The following is a 21,713-nucleotide window of genomic DNA, read 5'->3' on the forward strand; positions in this document are numbered from 1 at the left end:
TATGACTAAAATCTCAATTATCGGAGCAGGCAGTGCATTTACGCGCGAGATCGCTATGGATATTCTGCTGATTGAAGGCTTGGAGGGTGGCACCATTGCCCTGGTTGATATCGACGAACGGCGGCTTGAGTTGGCACGCAGACTTGTACTTCAGATCGTGGAACGGACAGGGAAGACGTGGGAGGTGCTTGCCTCCACTGATCGCAGAGAGGTAATCGGCGGTTCACAGTTCGTGATCAACCAAATTGAAGTCGGCGGGCTGGAGACAGTTCGTTATGAATATGAAATTCCGCTGAAATACGGGGTGAAACAATGCATTGGCGATACGTTGGGACCGGGAGGACTGTTCAAGACGCTCCGTACCCTTCCCAGCTGGATAGAGATCGTTCGGGACATTGAAGCGCTCTGCCCGGACTGCATGATTCTGAACTATACCAATCCGATGTCTGCGGTTACACTCCTGACTTCCCGCATTACGGACATTCCGGTAGTAGGACTATGCCACTCGATCCAGAACACATCGGCTCAACTGGCCGAATATGCCGGAGTTCCTTATGAAGAAATGTCATGGAAAGCCGGTGGTATTAACCACATGTCCTGGTTCGTGGAGCTGTCTCACGGAGGGAAGGATCTGTATCCTGTTCTTATGGAAAAAATACAATCTACTCCTGAACTGCTACGACAGGATCCGGTCCGCTTGGATGCCATGAAATATTTAGGAGCTTTTGTCTCGGAATCCAGCGGCCATTTCTCGGAATATATCCCGTATTACCGAAAACGCCAATCGCTTATCGATCAGCACTGCAGCACAGGTTATAACGGAGCCACAGGGTTCTATGCTGACAACTGGCCGATCTGGCGGAGGGAGAATGATGAACAGATCGTTTCGCAACTTGAGGGAACGGCACCGCTTGAGCTTAAATCCAGTAATGAATATGCAGCTATTATCATTGAAGCAGTATTGAAGAATGAGCCGAAGGTCATTTATGGTAACGTTCCAAACCGGGGGTTGATTGAAAATTTGCAGCCTGACGGTGTGGTGGAAGTGGCCTGCCTCGTTGACGGGAAAGGCGTTCAGCCTTGCCGCTTCGGAAGACTGCCCGAGCATTTGGCCGCATTGTGCCGCTCAAATATGGCTTTTTTTGACCTGGCTGTGGAAGCTGTGCGGAGGAGTGACAAGGAAATGGCACGCCATGCACTGATGTTGGACCCGCTAACTGCTGCTGTGTGCTCCCTGGAGGAAATCGGAAGCATGTTCGATGAACTGTATGAGGCGGAACAGGGGTTTGTTCCGGTGTTGAAATGATGCAGAGACAGGAAGCAAGTCCCGTTGTCGTCATCGCTGGCGAGCTAAATGTAGACGTCATTGTATCCGGAAGGGATGTGATGCCGGAATGGAATCGGGAGAAAATGGTCGATGGCTTTGAGGTTGTACTGGGTTCCTCATCGGCAATCACCGCCTGTGCGCTGGCAAGCTTGGGAGCGGATGTGAGATTCGTCAGCGTCGTGGGGGATGACGATTTCGGAAGGTTCTGTATAGCTGAGCTACAGCGTATGGGCGTGGATACAGAGCATGTAACCAGATTGTCTGGTATCAAGACAGGTGTGACCTTATCCCTATCCACACCCGTAGACCGCGGACTGTTAACGTACGCTGGCAGCATCCCGTTGTTGACTCCGGATTATATTCCAGAGTCACTGTTGCAGCAGGCCACACATCTTCATTTTGGTTCCTATTATTTACAGGATGGAATGAGGCCCCATTGGCCTGGACTTTTTACAAAGCTGCGGGCCAATGGGATCAGCACATCTTTTGACACAGGGTGGGATGTATCCAATCAATGGGATCGCGATGGAATATGTGCACTACTGGCAGAGACTGATTTGTTTATTCCCAGCGAGGATGAACTGCTGCACATTTTCCCTGCCGACGGGGTAGCCGATGTGCTTGACTCTATGCTTCCTGCCATGGCGGGAATTGTAGCAGTCAAACAAGGGTCAAAAGGTGCTACACTTCGCGAACTGGACGAAAGTACAATATCGGCCGGATCTTACGCTTTGAGCCCTATCGATACGACAGGAGCTGGCGACTGTTTCAACGCAGGAATTATATATGGATATTTGCTCGGAATACGGGGCGACGGACTGCTGCGGTTTGCCAATGCATGTGGTGCATTGTCCACGCTTGGCATCGGAGGCACAGGTAGCCTGCCGACGATGGAGACTGTACTTCATTTGCAAGAAGGGCTTAAATAGTAAGGTCTGGCTTTATTCTGCGCAACCCATTAATCAAAGGGAGTTGAGGGTATGTTGAAATTCGGTAAAACATTGCTGGTGGGATTAAGTATGGCGGTAGGGATAGGACTGGTTTCAGGGATTGAATGGTCCTCATCCGCTGCCGCAGCAGGCACGGATTACTATGTGGCAACAAGTGGAAATGACTCCAATACGGGAACGAGCAGCGCGCCATGGAAGACGCTTCAACACGCAGCGGATGCTGTTCCTGCAGGCAGTACAGTACATGTTCGCGGCGGTGTGTACAACCAGAAGCTGAAGATCACCCGCTCAGGCTCCGCTTCACAGGGACCAATTGTATTCACTAACGATGGCACGGAGACTCCAATTATTGACGGAACTGGACTTTCAGTTAGCGGGATTGAAGGGCTGATTGACCTGACCGATGTGAATTACGTTACCGTTCAGGGTTTTGAAATTCGCAATTATACCACGGCGACCAAGGACGTCATGCCCGTAGGCATCTATGTTCACGGATCAGGCAGCTTCATCAATTTGTCCGGTAACAAAGTCCATGATATTAAAAACACGGCTACCCCAACCGGTAGTGATCTGCTTGGACGTGACGCACATGGGATCGCTGTATATGGCACAAAAGCGCCGGACTCCATTCACGATATTACGATTAACGGTAATGAACTGTACAATCTCGTCCTCGGCTCCAGCGAATCACTGGTTCTGAACGGTAACGTAGATACTTTCGCGGTGACCAACAATGTCATTCACGATAACGACAACATTGGTATTGATCTCATCGGTTATGAGGGTAAAGCGCCGAATACGGCTTACGATCAAGTGCGGAACGGACTCGTAAAGGGCAACAGAGTCTACAATATTTCTTCCAATAATAATCCTTCATACGGGAAGTCACTTCCGAATAACAGTAATGCAGCCGATGGCATCTATGTTGATGGTGGCAAGGACAGTATTATTGAGCAGAACTACAGCTATAGCAATGATATCGGTATCGAGATTGCGTCAGAGCATGCCGGTAAGTCCACGAGCAATATTACTGTGCGCAGCAACGCAGTCTACAACAACCGACTAACCGGCATTGCCATGGGTGGCTACGATAACAAGCGTGGCTCCACAGTAAACTGTAAGATCGTTAACAATACGGTTTACAAAAATGACACGCTTGGCGATGGCAGCGGCCAGCTTTACGTTCAGTTTGATACACAAAATAATGTAATTAAGAACAACATTTTCGTAGCCAGTTCCACAGATGTGTTGATTTACAATGAATACACTAAGAATTCTGGAAACGTTGTGGATTATAATCTCTATTTTGCTCCTGCAGGTAGCAGTGGAGCGAACTGGACATGGAAAAATAAAGACTACACCGGTTTCTCCGCTTACAAAACGGGAACTGGCAATGACGCACACTCCTTGTTCGTTGATCCCAAGTTTGTGAATGCTTCAGTTTACGATTTCCATCTTCAATCTTCATCTCCAGCGATTGATGCAGGGAATACGGATAGTGCAATCATCGGAACACTGGACATTGAGGGGAAACCAAGAGTACAGGGAGCTGCTGTGAATATCGGCGCTTACGAGTAAGATTTATAATCTAACGGGAAGATTCTTCCCTAAGGCAATCCAACAAAGGCGGCTGAATAATCAGCTGCCTTTGTTTTATTTAAATATTAATAACCCTCTTAAAATGGTTGTGTCTGAGTTGGATCTTACCTCAATCCATATTTAGGTAAGGAGCTGCATTTCCATTTTGAGCCAAGGATAGTAAAATCGGTTATAACATGATTAATGCTAAGGTTAATTCACAACTGTAGCAAAGAAAGGAGGATATTTGGAATGAAAACCAGTTTCATCAAGCACAGTATGGCCATCTATTGGATCATAATCTTAATGCTCGTTTTGGTTGCGTGTTCCCGGTCAGAGCAAAGTGAAAATCCATCACCCTCACAGACCACTCATCTTATACTACAACCAGTTGAATACAAGCTGAATCCCGATGAACCCGCATGGAAGCTTGATACGACTCCTGTGGATTTGACCTGGTTCGTAGGTGCCAACTGGTATGGACACACCTGGGGTGAGAGCTTGACCTCCAAGTATGTAACGGAGAAAACAGGTGTTAGTGTCAAATTTGAAGTGCCATCCGGTGAAGCGAGCGAACAAATTACGCTGATGATGACCTCCGGTAAGCTGCCGGATTTGATGACAATAGGCTCGTGGGAAAGTGCGATTAATAAGTTGTGGGAAGGCGATCAGGTATATGCCTTAAATGAATTGGCCGAGCAGTATGATCCCTACTTTTTCAAGGTCGCGGGCGACGGTACATTGAAGTGGTATCGTCAGGAAAACGGAAATACATATGGCATTCCAAATGATTCATACAGCCCCAAGCAGATGCAAGCAACTGGTTTGACGGCTGCCAACCAAACCTTTTTGGTGCGAAAAGATCTGTATGAGGCTATGGGCAGACCGGATTTGAGCACTCCGGAAGGCTTTCTGAACGCATTGCAACTGTTAAAGGATCAGTATTCTGTTTATAAAGGTCAGCTCATCAGCCCCTTCTTCGCTCAGGGGAATGTCTCTTACGGGATGACCGATTACCTGCAGAACCTGCTGGCTATTCCACATGAAAAGGACGGTAAATTTAACGACCGTATGACCGACCCGGACTATATTAACTGGCTCAAAACCTTCCGCACAGCCTATGAGCGTGGCTTGATTAATGTGGATTTTATGGTGGACTCGAATGCTCAGGTAGAGGAAAAAACCAGTAATGCCCGCTATTTTATGATGATTCGCGAGTGGAATGGCATGGCGGCTATCAATCCGATATTGGCCGCAGGTGCATATCCGAATTCGTACTACATCGCTGTGGATGGCCCGCAAAGCACACAAGGTGATTCCGCCGGACTGTTCCCCGGCAATATGGACGGCTGGATGGTTACGATGATTAGCAAATCCACCAAATACCCTGAACGAGCCATCCGCTTCTTGACCTATCTCGCCAGTGAAGAAGGCCAAAGGGATGTATTTCTGGGCAAAGAAGGCGAAACATGGACGATGGAAAATGGCAAACCGCAGTTGAAGGCGGAAATGGTCCAATTGCTTGACAAGGATAGGGAGCGGCTGGAAAAGGAATACGGTATCATGGATACCTACTGGATGCTGCGAAACCCTGCTTTTGTTAACCAGTGGAGACCGGAGAAGGCTCCATCCGTTAAGCAAATGGAGGAGTTCGCCAACAAACAGGCTGATATGGACAGCGGCATCTATAAGGGAATAGATCCTGTAGGAGATTCCGATATAGCGTTAGCCTGGTCACGTATTTCTCAGAATTGGGAAGAAGTGCTGCCAGAACTGATTACCGCCAAAGATGAAGCTGCTTTTGATAAGATTTTCGAAAATTTCCTAGCCCGCCGTGTGAATTACGGCTTTAATCAGGTAATGGAGTACCGTCAGGCCGAGCTGGATGCGCGAAAAGCAAAGATGGCGGAATAACCATTCCCTATCAGCCTCGTTACCTATCAGACAACTTGTAATATATGGTATAACAAAGGTGGGGAGGGCATCAGAATGAAATATCTACTGACTAGACTGAGGAAGCTTTACCGCAATTCGCGTATATCCCAGAAGCTGTTTCTGGCGTTTAGCCTGATGATTGCCATACCTGTTATTTTGGTGTCCTTTTTATATATTCGCATGCAGGAAAGCCAGCTGTATAAGGATGCTATGGCAGCAGGCAATAGCCACGTTTCATGGTTAAACGAACAATTACGCAGCAGGATGGACATCATTGATAACGCTTCCACAACTGCACTTACTCAAAAGGCATTTGTGGATTTTATTCATTCCAATATGATTGTGGATGGACTACGACTGGTGAAATTTAAACAAAACCAATTTGAACAAATGCAAAATATCATTCAAAGCAATGCGATGATTAGTGAGCTCAGCTTTTATGTCGATAACCCGAACTTGTATGAAATCTGGCCTGAAATCTATCATTACAAGAAATTTTGGCCGCAGGATTACTGGGCAAAGCTTCGGGATGAAGGTGGTGCGGCATACCGTTTATTTTCTTTTAAGGACGGAGATCATACGCTATCCTACTATCGACTGGTTCGTCTTCAGGGTCAGGAGAAAAAACGACCTAGCATCATGGAAATTCGCGTTCAGCACAGTATGTTTTTCAGCGACCTGCTCCAGGAGAACAAGGGAGATTTTTTTTCTGTTTTGATGAACGAAAGCGATCCTCCCCAATATGTTTACAATCCCCAGCATGAGTTTTCTCGAAAGGCCGGGGAAGGGCTGGTCGATATCCTTGGCAGTATTCATCGCCAGTTGGATGTACTGCCGCAGGAAAGTCCCGTTAAAATTAAGGTGGGTGATCAGAGCTACTATGCACTGTACCGCTACATCGCTCCGCTGAATACTTATGTGGTCGATATTGCCTCCCATCAGGCATTGATGAAGGGGCCTCGCAGCTGGTATGCATTTGTGGTAACGATTACATTATGTGTATTGCTGCTGATCATGCTACTCGTGTCACATACAACTCGGCGCATTTTTCGACGGCTGGACAGCGTACTGGCTTCAATGCGTCAGGTTCGGAAAGGTGAGCTGGATGCAATGATTGATACCGGTCTAGATGAAAATGAGAGAGGGGATGAAATCGATGAGGTAGCTGTGAGTTACAACAAAATGTTACATGAGGTCAAACGTCTGATGACACAGGTCGTGGATAAGCAGTTAATCGCCAAAAACGCACAGCTGCACTCACTTCATTCGCAGATTAACTCTCATTTTTTGTATAATGCACTGGAATCTATTCGTATGCTCGCAGAGGTTCAACGGCAACCCACTATTGCCAATTCATTGGTATCATTAGGCTCACAGCTTCGCTACAGCATGAAGTGGCGCAGCGATACCGTTGCGCTTCGTGAGGAACTTGCCAATATCCAAAGCTACATTCAATTTATTAATTTAATGGAAGGTGGCAGCATAAAATTGACGGCAGATCTCCCGCAAGAGGTGCTTCGCTATGCGATTCCTAAAATGTGCATGCAGCCCATTGTTGAAAATGCAGTTCATCACGCTGCACCTTCAGGAGATAGTGTCTGTATTCAGATGACCGTTTCAGTGGAGAATAACCGCTTGCTCATTAAGATACAAGATGATGGAGTGGGGCTAGACCCAGAGATGTTAGTCCGAATGCAAGCGGCACTGCGGGGAGATTCGGATACGCCGATGGTTACCAGCAAGAACGGATTAGGTTTGGAAAACGTGAATAAGCGGCTGCAGCTTCATTATGGCAAGGGTTGCGGTCTTTGGATTGATAGTGTTCAGGGCGCTTATACTTGTGTAACGATACGCTTGCCTTGGGAAAATATAAATCTTGGAGGGTGGTAGGAGATGATCAACATTCTGATTGTGGACGATCAAAAGCACATACGTGACGGTCTGCAGGCGATGCTACATCAATTTCCTCTAAAACTGAACAACATTTATTGTGCCGCGAGCGGGATTGAGGCGCTAAATCTTTTGCGCCAGCACAGCATTCACATCGTTATTACCGATATTATGATGCCGGATATGGATGGTTTGGCGCTCATGGCACAAACGAAGGAGGAGCGTATTGAGGTGGAATACCTCATTATTAGCGGTTATAGTGATTTTACATATGCTCAAAGAGCCATCGAACTTGGGGCAAAGGGCTACTTGCTAAAACCCCTAAAGCGGGAGGATTTGCAAACTTCGTTAGACCATGTATGGCAAGAAATCCAAACACGGCAGACACTTACGCACAACATGCAGCATATATCCCGTCTCGCCCAAGAGACAGATCGTAAAGAATTACGAATGTTTATGCAAGGTGCGTTAAACGATGAGGCCTGGATCCTCCAAATCCAGGACCACCATCCTACCCTATGGCACAATTATCGCTTATGCTTGCTTCGGGAGAAATGTTGGATTAACCAGCCAGGGGCGAGCAGCGCCCATAGCATGGAAGCTATTGCCTATGATGTGTTCGGTACACAAGGCTGTATTTGCCTGCAACACAGCCCGTACCTGATTCTCGCAGTGGATGGAGCCATAGATCCGGATGCTTTACCAGCGGCGCTGAAGGTAGCACTGATCGATGCTGTAACCGTCATGACTGACCCTCAGCAGGGATTAAAGGTGCTGCCAGGCAGCTACACACAAGTGCTTGAGCTATACCGCCATAGTTACCTGTTTCCAGATCAGTACAGTATCCTGCCAGCACATATTGAGCATATGGAGCAGCAGTGGCAACTTCCCTATGAAGAGCTTTATGATCTGTTCCAATCCGTTGGGACCGACAATAGTGGTAAAATCGCCCAAGGCATTTCCGCAATATTTCACAAAAATGTGCTGCAACGCTATCATATTCGCTATACCCAGCAGCTCTGCGGTGCTACCGTGAAGATGATGGAAGAGTACGAGCGTATTATTCGCCCCTATATGGGGGAGGAGGCGCTGGATCTTGAGTCTTTGCGTAATCTCTTTGATTATCCGGGAATGCGCGATTATATTCAAGCGCTGCAACAGCAGCTGCTTCGGCTGAATCAGTTCTATTTTGAATATAAGCACAGCTATCGCAATTCGCAGGACTTGAATGAAGCCATACGTTTTATACACGAGAGCTATCATAAGCCGCTGGACCTCGCAATGGTATCCAATCATGTCTCACTTAATTATGCCTATTTCTCAAATCTGTTTAAAAAGAATATTGGCAAAGGTTTTGCCGAATACTTGCGAGATGTGCGTCTGGATAAAGCGCGGCGGCTCCTAGCCGAAACCGATTATAAAGTTGTCGAGGTGGCTGCTATGGTAGGTTATGAAAGCTACAAAAGCTTTACACGGGCTTTTCGCCTCGTGATGCAGATCCAACCCTCAGAGTACCGACAAATGATGCGGCAAAAGGTAGAAAGTGAAGTGCAGTACCGCAGCTCAACACCCTGAGGCAGCATGCTTACAAGGAAAATTCTTTGGAGTGAGAATGCACATTGAATCAAAACCCAAAAAATTGGGATACAACAAAAATAATTGTACCTTTTCAGCAGATTATCCTATTCGATAGAATAAAGATATTCCCCGATGTAAGCGATTTCCTTTATACGCATAGATTGGGAGAAACTATGATCCTATCAAAGGAGGGCAATTATGAAACCATCTCACTTTGCGGAGAAACGGTTGATGAAGAAGGTACTTGGTTTGTTTTTAGTGGTTGTGATGCTGGCTAGTGTTGGCGTGTTGCCAACTTCAAAAGTTCAAGCAGCTGGAACCACAGTTACTTCAATGGAGTACTTTTCACCAGCAGATGGACCTGTTATTTCAAAATCTGGAGTTGGCAAAGCTAGCTACGGATTTGTTATGCCTAAGTTCAATGGAGGTTCCGCTACGTGGAACGATGTATACAGTGACGTGGGTGTCAATGTGAAAGTGGGTAACAACTGGGTTGATATTGACCAGGCAGGCGGTTATATCTATAACCAAAACTGGGGGCACTGGAGCGATGGCGGCTTCAATGGCTATTGGTTCACCCTCTCCGCAACAACCGAAATTCAACTGTACTCCAAAGCGAATGGTGTTAAGCTTGAATATCAACTTGTATTCCAAAACATAAACAAAACAACCATTACGGCTATGAATCCGACACAAGGGCCGCAGATTACAGCAAGTTTCACAGGCGGTGCAGGTTTTACATATCCAACGTTCAACAATGATTCTGCGGTAACCTATGAAGCCGTAGCTGATGATTTGAAGGTGTATGTAAAACCTGTAAATAGCAGCACATGGATTGATATTGACAATAACGCAGCCAGTGGCTGGATCTATGATCACAACTTCGGCCAATTCACCGATGGTGGGGGCGGATACTGGTTTACCGTAACGGAGTCGATCAATGTGAAATTGGAATCGAAGACTTCTTCGGCTAACCTCATTTATACGATTACCTTTAATGAACCGACAAGAAATTCATATGTCATTACGCCATACGAAGGAACAACTTTTACAGCAGATGCAAATGGTTCCATTGGGGTACCGCTTCCCAAAATTGACGGGGGTGCGGCAATCGCCAAGGAACTGGGCAATTTCGTATACCAGATTAACATCAATGGGCAATGGGTGGATTTGAGTAACTCCAGTCAGAGCAAATTTGCATACTCCGCTAATGGCTACAACAATATGTCTGATGCCAATCAGTGGGGATACTGGGCCGATTATATCTATGGTCTTTGGTTCCAGCCAATCCAGGAAAATATGCAAATCCGTATCGGCTATCCGTTGAACGGACAGGCGGGTGGAAATATAGGCAACAACTTCGTAAACTATACCTTCATCGGTAATCCAAATGCTCCGCGTCCGGATGTATCGGATCAAGAGGATATTGCGATCGGAACACCAACTGACCCGGCTATCTCGGGCATGAATCTCATCTGGCAGGATGAATTCACCGGAACTACGCTCGATACAAGTAAATGGAACTATGAAACTGGCTATTATCTCAATAACGATCCTGCTACCTGGGGTTGGGGCAACGCAGAACTGCAGCATTACACGAACAGCACCCAAAATGTATTTGTCCAAGACGGAAAGCTGAATATCAAAGCCATGAACGATAGCAAATCTTTCCCGCAGGATCCGAATCGGTATGCACAGTACTCCTCGGGTAAGATTAACACCAAGGATAAACTCTCCTTGAAATACGGCAGAGTAGATTTTCGTGCCAAGCTTCCTACAGGTGATGGCGTTTGGCCGGCACTGTGGATGCTTCCAAAAGATTCAGTATATGGCACATGGGCTGCATCGGGTGAAATCGATGTCATGGAAGCGAGAGGACGTTTGCCAGGATCTGTAAGCGGTACCATACACTTTGGTGGACAATGGCCCGTGAACCAGTCTTCGGGTGGTGATTATCACTTCCCAGAAGGGCAAACTTTTGCCAATGATTATCATGTATACTCTGTAGTCTGGGAAGAGGACAGCATTAAATGGTATGTCGACGGCAAGTTTTTCTATAAAGTCACCAACCAGCAGTGGTATTCCGCAGCTGCACCGAATAATCCGAACGCACCTTTTGATGAGCCGTTCTACCTCATTATGAACTTGGCAGTCGGCGGAAACTTCGACGGTGGCCGTACTCCGAACGCGTCCGATATCCCGGCAACTATGCAAGTGGATTATGTACGTGTGTATAAAGAACAGTAATAAAACAGCCGTTTCCGCGATTGGGGTCGTGTCGAGGCCATTCACCATAGTTATCGGTGATGTGGCAAGTTGAACGCTAAAAAACAAGGGAGACCAACAACAATAATGTTGTTGGTCTCTGTCGTTTGAGAAAGCAGCCGGTCAGTTTCAAACGTATTTTGTAATTCCATGAAAAATTGTTTTAATTACTCGAAGCTGCTTGCGCTGGGACTACAGAAGCTTCTTCGCGAGCTACCGCTTGTGCCGCCGAACGTGTTACCGCAGGAGCTTCTTCGCGAACTGCCGCTTGTGCCGCGGCACGAGTTACCGCAGGAGCTTCTTCACGAGCTACCGCTTGTGCTGCCGAACGTGTTACTCCAGGAGCTTCTTCACGAACTGCGGCTTGTGCTGATGGACGCGTTACCGTCGAAGCTTCCTCACTCGCAATCACCCTTGGAGTGTTGCTGGAAGCCCAAGCCGTTGACACCGTACTAATTGCGGCTACTAGAAATAGTGTTGATATCGCTATAACAAAGGTTTTCTTTTTCACATTCTTTACGTTAAGCATAATAGTTAATCTCCTTTTTAGTTGTTTACCGTCCCCGGATAAAGAGGAGCAGAATTGTAAGGGTAAATTCCTTGATCCAGCCACTACGTTAAGAATCGTTTCCCCATAGCGTTTACGATCTGCATAGGACATTCCCTTTACGACTTCTTCATCGCAGGACAGTTCACTCCATTTATGAATATCTTTGGAAAGTATGTGAACCAATGGATTAAACCAATGCAATGCACGAGCTACTAATATGAGCGCCTTGATCCATAGATCTTTCCTTTTCAGGTGGATCAGTTCATGATGGAACACCATACCGATATCCACATTTGCAGAATTCTTCATAGGTAGATAAATAGTCGGTTTCCTCAGCCCAATTAGAAAAGGACTGCGAATCATAGCGCTGTATGCAAGCCAAACCTCGCTCTTAAGACCCAGATTCCCTTTGATTACAGGGAGCAGCATAGCAACTTCACTGTTTTTCGGAACAGTGGTTCGCGTAAGTTTTAATTTTTTGAGAAACCTGCGATAACAATATGTTTGCCATGCTAGAAAAGCTATGGCTCCGATTACCCATAAGCATATAAAAGCGAGAGCATTGTTTGCTGAAATGGTCTGTACCTGGATGGCAGGAGCCGGATTGAAGGGTCCAGGTAACACATGTTGAACCGTTAAGGGTAGCTCGTTTACTGTAGTACTAGATGGGAACAACGAAAAAATCCAATGAAAGGCCAGAAAGATGGGCAATAGATACAATCCTAAAGCCATTTTCCCAATTCCAAAACGCCATTTAGCAGGGAAGACTTGAAAGGGAACGAGGCGCAATAACAGAATGAAAACGACAACGACACTTCCGGCAACAGTCAGAGTAGACAGTAATACAAGAATGGTATTCATAGATTACACCTACTTTTCTGAAAACCATTGTCTCAGCTCTGCAATGTCTTGATCAGAAAGCTTGTCGCCATCATACAAAGCTGAAATCAAATTTTTTACAGAGCCTTGATATAATCCATCCAGAACTTGTTGTGTCTCCAAAAGCTTGTAATCTTCGGGCGAAATACGGGGGACATATTTGTTGGTCCGTCCATGCCTTGTAGCTGTAAGAGCCCCTTTGTCTACCAGCCGAGAGAGAAAGGTGGAGATCGTTTGCGCCTTCCATGCTTTACCCCTTTGGGAAAACATGTTCAGCAGTTCTGTGGAGGTGACAGGTGGCTCACACTCCCAGATCACTTCCATCAGCTCCATTTCAGTATCCGATAATTTTTGAAGTTGGTTCACGGTGAACACTCCTTACATCGCTATGCGTCCATAACGAATGGTATTACTACACTACGTAGTACGATTAATTTACTACAAGGTGTAGTGGATAGTCAAGTGTCGAAAGGATTTTGCGAAACCAAAGTCAGGTTTTTACTAGCTATATAAGTTCAACTAATGAATATTTACACTGACACTCCGATGACAGAACAATCTTCCGATCGCTGTTATCCCCAGATTTTTTTGATTCCTTTTTTAAAAGGGGAAATCCGGGGATAGCATATGCTTCCGATGTAGCTTTCTTTCAGAAAGCTTTTAGGTAAACGCTTCGCTTCTTCAGGTTATTCCTTTCCTCTCCGTTCTCGTGTAAATGATTAGTTGAACATATATAGTAAACTCAATCTTTGATTGATTTTAATGCAGAGACGAATGTCTGGAGTATATACTTAGTCTTAAATCCTGAAATCTCTAATAGAGAGAGGAGAAATCATATGAATCTGTTTCATATACAATCTACACTGCAAGAGATCGACTGGACCGCATCGTTTCTGGAGAATAACTTTATCGGTATTGGTTGGCCGGCTACAGGAGATTTGGAGCTCGAGCCTGCAGAAGAATGGAAAGAGCAACTAGTTCGACGCTACAGGATAGGAAAGACGGAACTTAGTGATGTCCTGGACACGCTCCATACCTTTGTCTACGTCATGCAGGATGGGGATTATGTCTTGATAGACGATGATGAATGGGCATATGTTGGGGATTTGGGAGATTATTTTTACGATGATTCCAACGGAATCGGAGAGGAATACATATGCCACCGACGAGGAGTTACCTGGCTGGGGCGCATTCCCTTAGCAGAGTTAAATGACAAAGTACTTGCACTTGTAAGTCATTACTCAATTATTGCAAAATTCGAACATCCAATTTCCCAGGCTCAACTGGAGCCCTGGGTTTCGATCACCTCTACAACCACTGAAGGAGATAATCATTCTTCAGTTAGAGTAGATGATGGCACTATTCAAGAAGCGCTCAATGTTCTAAAAAACGCATTGCATTGCGAAGAAGAAGAACTGCGAATCCGTGCAGCGACGGCAATTTTGCAATATGCAAAAGCTTAGGGGGTTAGGGCTCGGAGCAACATAGTGTGACAACGGACGCTTTGAATATGAGTTGAATAACAGTTAGTATTGACTGGACACCAAATGGTGCCATAATATTTAAGCGTCGCTCGCTACATGGTGTTGAATGAAATGAACGGCTTTTTCTTGGCAATCATATGTAGAGAGTACGTTATGAACGAGAATAACCATTCGTAGGATGTGTTTGATGCCATATGATTAGAATGATAAAGGATGGTCCCTGATGACAACTAATAGAACAAACCCCAAAGTGGATGGATATTTAAACAAAGCAAAGAAGTGGAAGGAAGAATCGGTAAAGCTAAGACAAATCATCCTTGACTGCGGTCTGACCGAAGACTTTAAGTGGATGCATCCTTGTTACACGTTGGAGAATAAAAACGTCGTGATCATTCATGGATTTAAAGAATATTGTGCGCTGCTGTTTCACAAAGGTGCCTTGTTAAAGGACAAGCAGGGTATTCTAATTCAACAAACAGAAAATGTACAGTCAGCCCGCCAGATTCGGTTCACGAATATTCAACAGATCGTTGACATGGAGAACATCTTGAAAGAGTATATTCAAGAAGCGATTGAGATTGAAAAGGCCGGATTGAAAGTAACTCTCAAACAGAATACAGAATATGCTGTTCCAGAAGAGTTTCAACATAAACTGGATGAAAATTCTGCTTTGAAAACAGCCTTTGAAGCGTTGACGCCTGGACGTCAACGAGCATACCTGTTTTATTTCTCCCAACCCAAGCAATCCAAAACCCGTGTTTCAAGGGTTGAGAAATATACGCAGCAAATTCTGGATGGAAAAGGTTTAAATGATTAAGGTATTTCAACCCTTTGGTGAATCTGAGACAAAGGGTTTTTTAATCTCATTTTCATGATAATATGAGATGAAGTATGCGAAATAAATCTTGGTTAGGAGAAGATATGATGGAAGTTTTTGCAGAATATCTAGCACGAATTGATAACCTGGGACATCGGGACCGAACGGAAGAAATTCTAGAATGGATTACCAAGAAGTATCCAAATTTAGTAGCCAAAATAGCGTGGAATCAGCCCATGTTTACCGATCATGGCACATTTATTATCGGTTTTAGCGTAGCGAAACATCATTTGGCTGTGGCGCCCGAAAAGGCTGGTATTAATCATTTTTCCGACGAAATTGTAAAAGCGGGCTATGATCATACCAAGGAGTTGGTACGTATCCGGTGGGATGGCCCGGTTGATTTCTCATTACTGGAGAAAATGATTGAATTCAATATTACGGAGAAGGCAGACTGTTCAACCTTTTGGCGGAAATAGGCATGGCGGATACTACATCTGAAAAGACCTCGCTTAGACATTCAATGATGAGCGGGGTCTTTGCAATGGTCATTCATCAATTGGTTGGGACATTGAACCGAAATAATCTATAACAACGCTGCGAAAAGCGATAGCTGCTTTCGAGATATATCTGTTTTTATGCGACAATAAAGCAATTTCCCGCACAAGGTTCTGATCCTCGATTGGAAGATATACAATGCGTTCCTGTGAGTTTTTTGCCGTACTTGGTATAAAGGCTAGCCCAATCTCCGCTTCAACAAGTGCGGTTAATCTTGCAGGCTCATCTCCTTCGTAAACATACTTCGGTACATACCCGACGGACAGGCATTTGGAGTCCACCAGATCACGAATACCATATCCTTTTTTCACCCCCACAAACCACTCATCCTTAAGCTCTGCTAATGTTATACTGCTTCGATCCGCATATCGATGACCAAGAGGCACAGCTACGACAATAGGGTCCTGGAACAGCATCTGACATTCGATAACATCACCTTGAATTGGAGGGGAGGACAGGCAAAAATCGATTTCGCCTCGATGAAGAAGCGTGGACATGTCTTCCAAAGTAACCATTTGTACATGAAACTGAACATTCGGCTTATTTTTTCGGAATTCCCGCAAGATCCCTGGTAATGTGCTGGCAGTAGTGACCGCCAACTGAAGTGTGCCGTGATCCGGGTTGGAGAGATCCGCAATTTCCTGTTTTCCCTGTTCCAATTCGAATAGGGCTTTTTCGGTCCGTCGAAGGAATGTTCTTCCGAATTCGTTTAAACGCAGCTTTCTGCCCAATCGATCAAATAACGGTGCACCCAAGTCATCTTCCAATCGTTGTATCGTTTTACTCAATGAAGATTGAGTGACATGCAACTTACCCGCTGCCTCCGTAACATGTTCACACCGGGCTAACGTCAGAAAATAGCGTAGCTGAAGAAGCTCCATTTCGCACCACTCTCTTATTCCTTTTAGTTCATCAAATCATAACATAAAATGCGTTGGAATAAATAAAGGAATTCCATTAAGATGACAACAAAAGAAGGAGGTGCATACATAATGAACGTTCGAAATATATGGTTAATGATAGCTGTCGGCTTGGGAATCATGTTGAATCCGTTAAATTCCTCCATGATATCTATAGCGATTGCAAGACTGCAACAGGTATATCTACTTGATGTTACGGCAGTTTCGTGGATCATTTTCTCCTTTTACATTGCCAGTGCTGTGGCTCAACCCGTCATGGGCAAGTGCAGTGATCTGTTCGGCCGCAGAAAGATATTCCTTACTGGTCTTGTTGTTGTGTTCGTTTCCTCCATGTTAGCTCCGTTATCCCCAAGTTTTTCGTGGCTCATCGTGTTCCGAATCATTCAATCTGTTGGTACAAGCATGATGGTAGCCGTTGGGATGGCGATTGTAAAAATCCATGTTACTGAGAAACAGGCAGCTGCCTTGTCAGTCCTCGCAATGTTCCTTTCCGGTGCAGCAGCGGTAGGCCCTTTTATTGGTGGTGTATTGATTCATTGGTGGGACTGGCCAAGCATATTCCTTGTAAATATTCCATTTGTAATCGCGAGCTTTATCTTCGCCTGGAAAACGATTCCCAAAGAGGGGGCACTCAAATCCAACCATGGTGACATGTCCATTAGGAAATGGTTCCTGCTGATTGATGCGCCAGGCATACTTTTGTTCACAATCGCTTTGGTAACTCTGCTAATGAGCTTGCTTTCAGTTAATTCAACCGGACATCTTTCAACATGGCACCTTATGGCAGGGGGAGTCGGTTTGATTGCATTAGTGACTTTTATACGGCATGAATTGAAAACGCCGTCCCCCTTTATTCCGCTGCGGGTATTTGCCAAACATCCCGAGATGACATGGGTAAATGTACAATTTATGCTGGTTAACACTCTGTTTTATGCTCTGTTTTTTGGTATACCGTCTTATTTGCAGCAGGTTCGCCATCTCAACGAAGTTCATACAGGAATAATCATGCTCACCCTCGGTTTATGTTCACTCATCAGTTCTCCTCTAGCAGGACGCTGGATTGACAGATCAGGGACACGACCAGCCTTGATCGTTTCTGCCGTGTTAATGACGCTCGGATCCATCATGATTGTGGTGTTGGATAAAGCTTCGCCGGTTGTGAATATAATCTTGCCCCTGGCTGTATTCGGTATAAGTAACGGGTTGAACAGTGTCGGTATGCAAGCGGCATTGTTTAAGAGCACACCCGAAGAAATGATCGGTGTCGCATCGGGTATTTTTAATACATCGAGATATCTGGGTACTATTCTGTCGTCATTGTTGATTGGTATTGTCATGGGAGATACTTTCAGTTTTAGGGGATTCCAAACGCTCGGGATCATCCTGACGGTATTAGCTGCATCTTTAATCATGATGACCTTACGACGTCAGAGAATAGACAAGGGAACCGAATGCTTATAAGAACAGTGGTTCGGCTGATACAAAGAATTACTTAGCCATATATTGCTTTCGAAACTGAAGCGGAGACAATCCGATATACTGTTTGAAACAGGATGAGAAGTATGGAGCATAACGAAAACCCACTTCTTCAGCGATACCGATCTGCCAGTCTGTAGTTACCAGAAGCCGCTTCCCACGTTCTAAACGAAGTTCATATAAATATTCAATTGGCGTTTTACCATACTTCATTTTCATGCAACGGATAACATAATTGGGATGAAAATGGAGAGCTGCCGCCAAGGTTTCATTGGTGACCTTTGTCTTGTAATTCTGTTGAATGTAATTGGATGCTTGTACTACTAATCGAGTCTGCACGGAGTCCATAACTCGCAAGCTGCCTTCTTCCAACATGGAAAGCAATTCACCGAGCAAGCGTTGCTCCTGCCAGAAGGAGTTGTCGATTTGCAATGCCAACAATTGCTCCAGTAGGTTGAAAGCCGCTTGTGGGTCAGCTAATTTTGAATGTTTAGGAAGACTTAACGTATATGAGTTACCAAACGGTCGGGAAGATTCCTGTACCTCTGGTTCATGGATAGCAGAGGTTGGCAAGTTTTCGTATCTTGCAGCATGCTCGAAGTGCAGCCAGTAAAATACAGTATTCTGTGTACACGGCCCGACCGAAAAGTGTTCTCCTTCTGGCAACAAGAGCAGTGTTTCTCCTTTTTTCAAAGTCCATTGCTGATCATTCTCTCCGATATATAACTGTCCATTAACCACAAGTAATAAATCATATTGGTGGCTGCATTACTATAGAAGTTGATGGGCTACTTGTGGATGAATCTGCGTGGTTGGAGAATCAACCATACCAGTCGTTACACAAAAACTTAAAACCTGTACAACTCAAAGCAATCCCTTATTATTTATGGGGTAATCGACAAACGGGAGAAATGAATGTTTGGCTTCGTACCTGATTTTTGAAACTTGCTTGTAACACTATTAATTGAGAATCAGAGGAGAAGATCATAATGGTTAGAAGTCGCCTGCATGGCGGCTTTTTTATTTCAGAATTTAAAAACATCGGATAATCGTTCTCATTTAATACAAACAGCCACTTTTTTTAAACGAAATTTAAGATACGCATTAAACCAGTGTAAGGTTGGTCTTCTATACTTACATTTATGTTTCAAAAATCATTCGAGGGAGAGATTTATATCAATCATTCACGTTCATTAACATCAAATCTAATGAGAATAACAGCAGTCAGCACACTCGCTCTGGTTCTGACAGCATGCCCATTAATAAGTACGGGTAGTGCTGCTGCTCAAGCATCTCCTGTATCTACTATTTCACAAGCCACAGAGGACGTTAAGGCTCAGGCGCCTATTCAATACCGAATTCAAGCCCGGTTGGACGAGAAGAAGATGACGATTCAGGGGAATGAATCCATTACTTACCGAAATACAAGCAAAGATACATTGAAGCAGTTGGTATTTCATACTTATGCTGATGCGAACCTTTCGAAATCAACCCAGACGACCATGTTTAAGCGCTCAAATGAAGAAATCAGCAAAAATAATCCTGATAAGAAGCCGGAAGACTTTCTTGGAGGCATTGATATTGAGAAGGTGACGACCGGCGGACAAGCCCTTGATTTTAGTAATAAAAACCAAGCTATGACGGTGAAACTGGAGAAGCCTATCCAGCCCGGAGAATCCGTTACGGTTCAAGTCCATTTCAATCTGAAGATTCCCTATGGCTCACAGCGCTTGTCGTATTACAAAGATATTATCAATGGTGCTCATTGGTTTCCTGTAATGTCAGTCTATGATGAGGCCAAGCATGAATGGGACACCAAACCATATAGTCAAACGTTTGAAACGGATTATTATACTTCCGCGGATTATGAAGTTCAGTTCAATGTTCCCGATCAATATCAGGTAATGATGCCTGGAACGATAACAACACAAGATGATGTGGAGAATGGACGCAAAGTAGTATCCACCGTGGCCCGGAATACAAGGGAGTTTGTTTTCTTTGCCAGCCCAAACTTCAAAGTGGACAGTGTAACCCGTAATGGCCTTACAGTAGAGTATTATTATTTTGATAACCAACCAGGTAAGAAAAAGATCGTTGATGGGTATATTGATCAAGCATTCAAAGCCATTGATTTTTTCAGCGACAAATACGGTAAATACCCTTATCCTGAATTCCGAATTGTTGAATCGTATGTGGAAGGTGTGGCTATCGAGTATTCAAGGGTCATTCAAATGGGACAAATCGGAATAAACGCGGCTCCTGAACAGGACACGGTATTTGTCCACGAAATTGCACATCAGTGGTTCCATGCGTTAATCGGAAATGATTCGGAGACGGAGTCTTTCCTGGATGAAGGCTTTGCGGATTTTTCCAAAGTTTATTTTGCTGAGAAGCAGGGGGATAAGCTGAATGGTTTTAAATCCATCCAATTTGACGATTCCACGGTGGATAAGGCCATTGCTTCAACCAATGATGAAGTGGGAGATTGGGCAAGCCCCGTTTATTACGATAAAGGTCGCCAAGCGATATACCAATTGTACCGCTCCGTCGGGGAAGAGAAATTTGATGCATTTATGAAAGTATATTTTAAACGTTATGTGTACCAAAACGCTACGATTGACGGACTTCTCCAAACCATAGAAGAAGAACTGGGGAAAGAAGCGCGAAATGATATGAAGGCGGCTTTATATGAGCCCAATTTCGTGCTGAAGCCTGAATATCAAATGTCTAACGAGGAGAAAACCGCATATCTGCATGATCAATTTCAATTGCTGTATGAATCAGCGTTAACTCAGGTTCCGAATTTGCCTTTTGAAACGATGAGCCGTGTGATGGATAAAGCCCTCCAAGGTGAACCATTAGCCATTGTGCTTGGTGATCAGGTGAGCAAATCAGCGAACAAACAACAGGAAGCTATGGTTAACCAACTGACAACTCTTCTGGATTTAAGTGGAGTGAAGTATGACGTGATCCGGGACCGTCAGGTATTGAAGCAAAAAATGAAAAAGGAGCTGGCCACCAGCAATCTGATTGTGATTGGTAATGCCAAATCAAATGGTCTTGTACAAGCTTTGAAATCCAGCATCATGGACCGTGCTACCCATATCGGCTTTCAATGGAAGACGATCATGAATCAACCTTCTGCAGCTGGAGCGTATATTATCAAACATCCTTATAATCAAAATCGCTTAATGCTGCACTATTTCTGGAATGAAGATCATCTGAGCGGTGGGAGTCTTGAATCGTTCATGATGAAAATGCAGGAATCCATTGGGTTCACCAATGCTTATTATCAGTACTATGTGCTGGACAAAACCGGCAAGGTGACACTGGATAAAAAAGTGGAAAATCCCCTATCGAAATTTTTCGCAGAGGAATAAACGGAAGTGTTCATTCTTATAAAGAATGTCTAATTCTCTTGGGAATTGCCCACCGAAAGATAATGATATAGTTTGTTTAGAGTCGCCATTTAGGCGACTTTTTTTATTTAAGTTCAATTTAGGTTT

17 protein-coding genes and 1 pseudogene are annotated in these 21,713 nt (G+C 44.8%); 13 read left to right on the plus strand and 5 right to left on the minus strand.

Features of this window, described 5'->3' with window-relative positions; translation table 11 throughout:
- Position 1: 1 nt before the first annotated feature.
- The 7 genes from melA (at position 2) to AMS66_RS16565 (ending at position 11,505) form a co-directional block, all read left to right on the plus strand.
- Positions 2-1,306 carry an alpha-galactosidase gene (gene melA, locus AMS66_RS16535; RefSeq protein WP_053781859.1) on the plus strand — a complete coding sequence of 435 codons (1,305 nt, stop codon included), beginning with the start codon at positions 2-4 and terminating at the stop codon, positions 1,304-1,306.
- Complete coding sequence (locus AMS66_RS16540; protein WP_053781860.1) at positions 1,303-2,256, plus strand: carbohydrate kinase family protein; 954 nt, start codon at positions 1,303-1,305, stop codon at positions 2,254-2,256. The genes melA and AMS66_RS16540 overlap by 4 nt, the downstream gene beginning before the upstream one ends.
- A 51-nt stretch (positions 2,257-2,307) precedes the next feature.
- The gene (locus AMS66_RS16545; protein WP_053781861.1) at positions 2,308-3,855 is read left to right on the plus strand and encodes a right-handed parallel beta-helix repeat-containing protein; all 1,548 of its coding nucleotides are present in this window, start codon (positions 2,308-2,310) and stop codon (positions 3,853-3,855) included.
- Between the two features lie 252 nt (positions 3,856-4,107).
- Positions 4,108-5,769, plus strand: coding sequence for an extracellular solute-binding protein (locus AMS66_RS16550; RefSeq protein WP_053781862.1), 1,662 nt, complete (start codon positions 4,108-4,110; stop codon positions 5,767-5,769).
- Positions 5,770-5,844: 75 nt separating this feature from the next.
- Entirely contained in the window at positions 5,845-7,680 is a 1,836-nt protein-coding gene (locus AMS66_RS16555; RefSeq protein WP_053781863.1) for a sensor histidine kinase, read from the plus strand.
- A 3-nt stretch (positions 7,681-7,683) separates the two neighbouring features.
- Complete coding sequence (locus AMS66_RS16560) at positions 7,684-9,255, plus strand: response regulator (RefSeq protein ID WP_053781864.1); 1,572 nt, start codon at positions 7,684-7,686, stop codon at positions 9,253-9,255.
- A 201-nt stretch (positions 9,256-9,456) separates the two neighbouring features.
- Complete coding sequence (locus AMS66_RS16565) at positions 9,457-11,505, plus strand: glycoside hydrolase family 16 protein (protein WP_053781865.1); 2,049 nt, start codon at positions 9,457-9,459, stop codon at positions 11,503-11,505.
- A 181-nt stretch (positions 11,506-11,686) separates the two neighbouring features.
- On the opposite strand, the gene AMS66_RS16570 is transcribed toward AMS66_RS16565, so the two are convergent.
- On the minus strand, positions 11,687-12,934 hold the full coding sequence (locus AMS66_RS16570) for a M56 family metallopeptidase (RefSeq protein ID WP_053781866.1): 1,248 nt from the start codon (positions 12,932-12,934) through the stop codon (positions 11,687-11,689).
- Positions 12,935-12,943: 9 nt separating this feature from the next.
- Complete coding sequence (locus AMS66_RS16575; RefSeq protein ID WP_053781867.1) at positions 12,944-13,318, minus strand: BlaI/MecI/CopY family transcriptional regulator; 375 nt, start codon at positions 13,316-13,318, stop codon at positions 12,944-12,946.
- A 470-nt stretch (positions 13,319-13,788) separates the two neighbouring features.
- Here AMS66_RS16575 and AMS66_RS16580 point away from each other — a divergent pair, with 470 nt between their 5' ends.
- The 3 genes from AMS66_RS16580 to AMS66_RS16590 all read left to right on the plus strand — a co-directional run bounded on the left by AMS66_RS16580 (position 13,789) and on the right by AMS66_RS16590 (position 15,732).
- Positions 13,789-14,415 carry a hypothetical protein gene (locus tag AMS66_RS16580; RefSeq protein WP_053781868.1) on the plus strand — a complete coding sequence of 209 codons (627 nt, stop codon included), beginning with the start codon at positions 13,789-13,791 and terminating at the stop codon, positions 14,413-14,415.
- Positions 14,416-14,659: 244 nt separating this feature from the next.
- Positions 14,660-15,253 (plus strand): YdeI/OmpD-associated family protein, encoded by a 594-nt coding sequence (locus tag AMS66_RS16585; protein ID WP_053781869.1) that lies wholly within the window; start codon positions 14,660-14,662, stop codon positions 15,251-15,253.
- Between the two features lie 107 nt (positions 15,254-15,360).
- Positions 15,361-15,732: an iron chaperone gene (locus tag AMS66_RS16590; RefSeq protein ID WP_053781870.1), complete on the plus strand. Its 372-nt coding sequence runs from the start codon at positions 15,361-15,363 to the stop codon at positions 15,730-15,732.
- Between the two features lie 69 nt (positions 15,733-15,801).
- Here the strand turns inward: AMS66_RS16590 and AMS66_RS16595 are convergent, their stop codons facing one another.
- Entirely contained in the window at positions 15,802-16,692 is an 891-nt protein-coding gene (locus tag AMS66_RS16595) for a LysR family transcriptional regulator (protein WP_053781871.1), read from the minus strand.
- Between the two features lie 111 nt (positions 16,693-16,803).
- Between AMS66_RS16595 and AMS66_RS16600 the strand changes: the two genes are divergently transcribed.
- Entirely contained in the window at positions 16,804-18,192 is a 1,389-nt protein-coding gene (locus AMS66_RS16600) for an MFS transporter (protein ID WP_053781872.1), read from the plus strand.
- Positions 18,193-18,219: 27 nt separating this feature from the next.
- Here the strand turns inward: AMS66_RS16600 and AMS66_RS34380 are convergent, their stop codons facing one another.
- Positions 18,220-18,582: a helix-turn-helix domain-containing protein gene (locus AMS66_RS34380; RefSeq protein WP_330219322.1), complete on the minus strand. Its 363-nt coding sequence runs from the start codon at positions 18,580-18,582 to the stop codon at positions 18,220-18,222.
- Between the two features lie 54 nt (positions 18,583-18,636).
- Positions 18,637-18,951 (minus strand): annotated as a pseudogene (locus AMS66_RS34385) (AraC family ligand binding domain-containing protein); the annotation flags it as partial.
- Between the two features lie 50 nt (positions 18,952-19,001).
- Between AMS66_RS34385 and AMS66_RS34720 the strand changes: the two are divergent.
- Together AMS66_RS34720 and AMS66_RS16610 are read left to right on the plus strand one after the other, a co-directional pair.
- On the plus strand, positions 19,002-19,142 hold the full coding sequence (locus AMS66_RS34720; RefSeq protein WP_407944551.1) for a hypothetical protein: 141 nt from the start codon (positions 19,002-19,004) through the stop codon (positions 19,140-19,142).
- A gap of 273 nt (positions 19,143-19,415) precedes the next feature.
- Complete coding sequence (locus tag AMS66_RS16610) at positions 19,416-21,587, plus strand: M1 family metallopeptidase (RefSeq protein ID WP_236703452.1); 2,172 nt, start codon at positions 19,416-19,418, stop codon at positions 21,585-21,587.
- Positions 21,588-21,713 lie beyond the last annotated feature (126 nt).

Source organism: Paenibacillus xylanivorans, assembly GCF_001280595.1.
GTDB classification, from domain to species: Bacteria; Bacillota; Bacilli; order Paenibacillales; family Paenibacillaceae; genus Paenibacillus; species Paenibacillus xylanivorans.

Bases quoted from the DNA above. Each gene is read 5' to 3' on its own strand.
- AMS66_RS16580 (WP_053781868.1), top strand. From the start codon at position 13,789: ATGAATCTGTTTCATATACAATCTACACTGCAAGAGATCGACTGGACC.
- AMS66_RS16570 (WP_053781866.1), bottom strand. From the start codon at position 12,934: ATGAATACCATTCTTGTATTACTGTCTACTCTGACTGTTGCCGGAAGT.
- melA (WP_053781859.1), top strand. From the start codon at position 2: ATGACTAAAATCTCAATTATCGGAGCAGGCAGTGCATTTACGCGCGAG.
- AMS66_RS16585 (WP_053781869.1), top strand. From the start codon at position 14,660: ATGACAACTAATAGAACAAACCCCAAAGTGGATGGATATTTAAACAAA.
- AMS66_RS16595 (WP_053781871.1), bottom strand. From the start codon at position 16,692: ATGGAGCTTCTTCAGCTACGCTATTTTCTGACGTTAGCCCGGTGTGAA.
- AMS66_RS16555 (WP_053781863.1), top strand. From the start codon at position 5,845: ATGAAATATCTACTGACTAGACTGAGGAAGCTTTACCGCAATTCGCGT.
- AMS66_RS16600 (WP_053781872.1), top strand. From the start codon at position 16,804: ATGAACGTTCGAAATATATGGTTAATGATAGCTGTCGGCTTGGGAATC.
- AMS66_RS16540 (WP_053781860.1), top strand. From the start codon at position 1,303: ATGATGCAGAGACAGGAAGCAAGTCCCGTTGTCGTCATCGCTGGCGAG.
- AMS66_RS16560 (WP_053781864.1), top strand. From the start codon at position 7,684: ATGATCAACATTCTGATTGTGGACGATCAAAAGCACATACGTGACGGT.
- AMS66_RS16590 (WP_053781870.1), top strand. From the start codon at position 15,361: ATGGAAGTTTTTGCAGAATATCTAGCACGAATTGATAACCTGGGACAT.
- AMS66_RS16610 (WP_236703452.1), top strand. From the start codon at position 19,416: ATGAGAATAACAGCAGTCAGCACACTCGCTCTGGTTCTGACAGCATGC.
- AMS66_RS16550 (WP_053781862.1), top strand. From the start codon at position 4,108: ATGAAAACCAGTTTCATCAAGCACAGTATGGCCATCTATTGGATCATA.
- AMS66_RS16565 (WP_053781865.1), top strand. From the start codon at position 9,457: ATGAAACCATCTCACTTTGCGGAGAAACGGTTGATGAAGAAGGTACTT.
- AMS66_RS34380 (WP_330219322.1), bottom strand. From the start codon at position 18,582: ATGTTGGAAGAAGGCAGCTTGCGAGTTATGGACTCCGTGCAGACTCGA.
- AMS66_RS16545 (WP_053781861.1), top strand. From the start codon at position 2,308: ATGTTGAAATTCGGTAAAACATTGCTGGTGGGATTAAGTATGGCGGTA.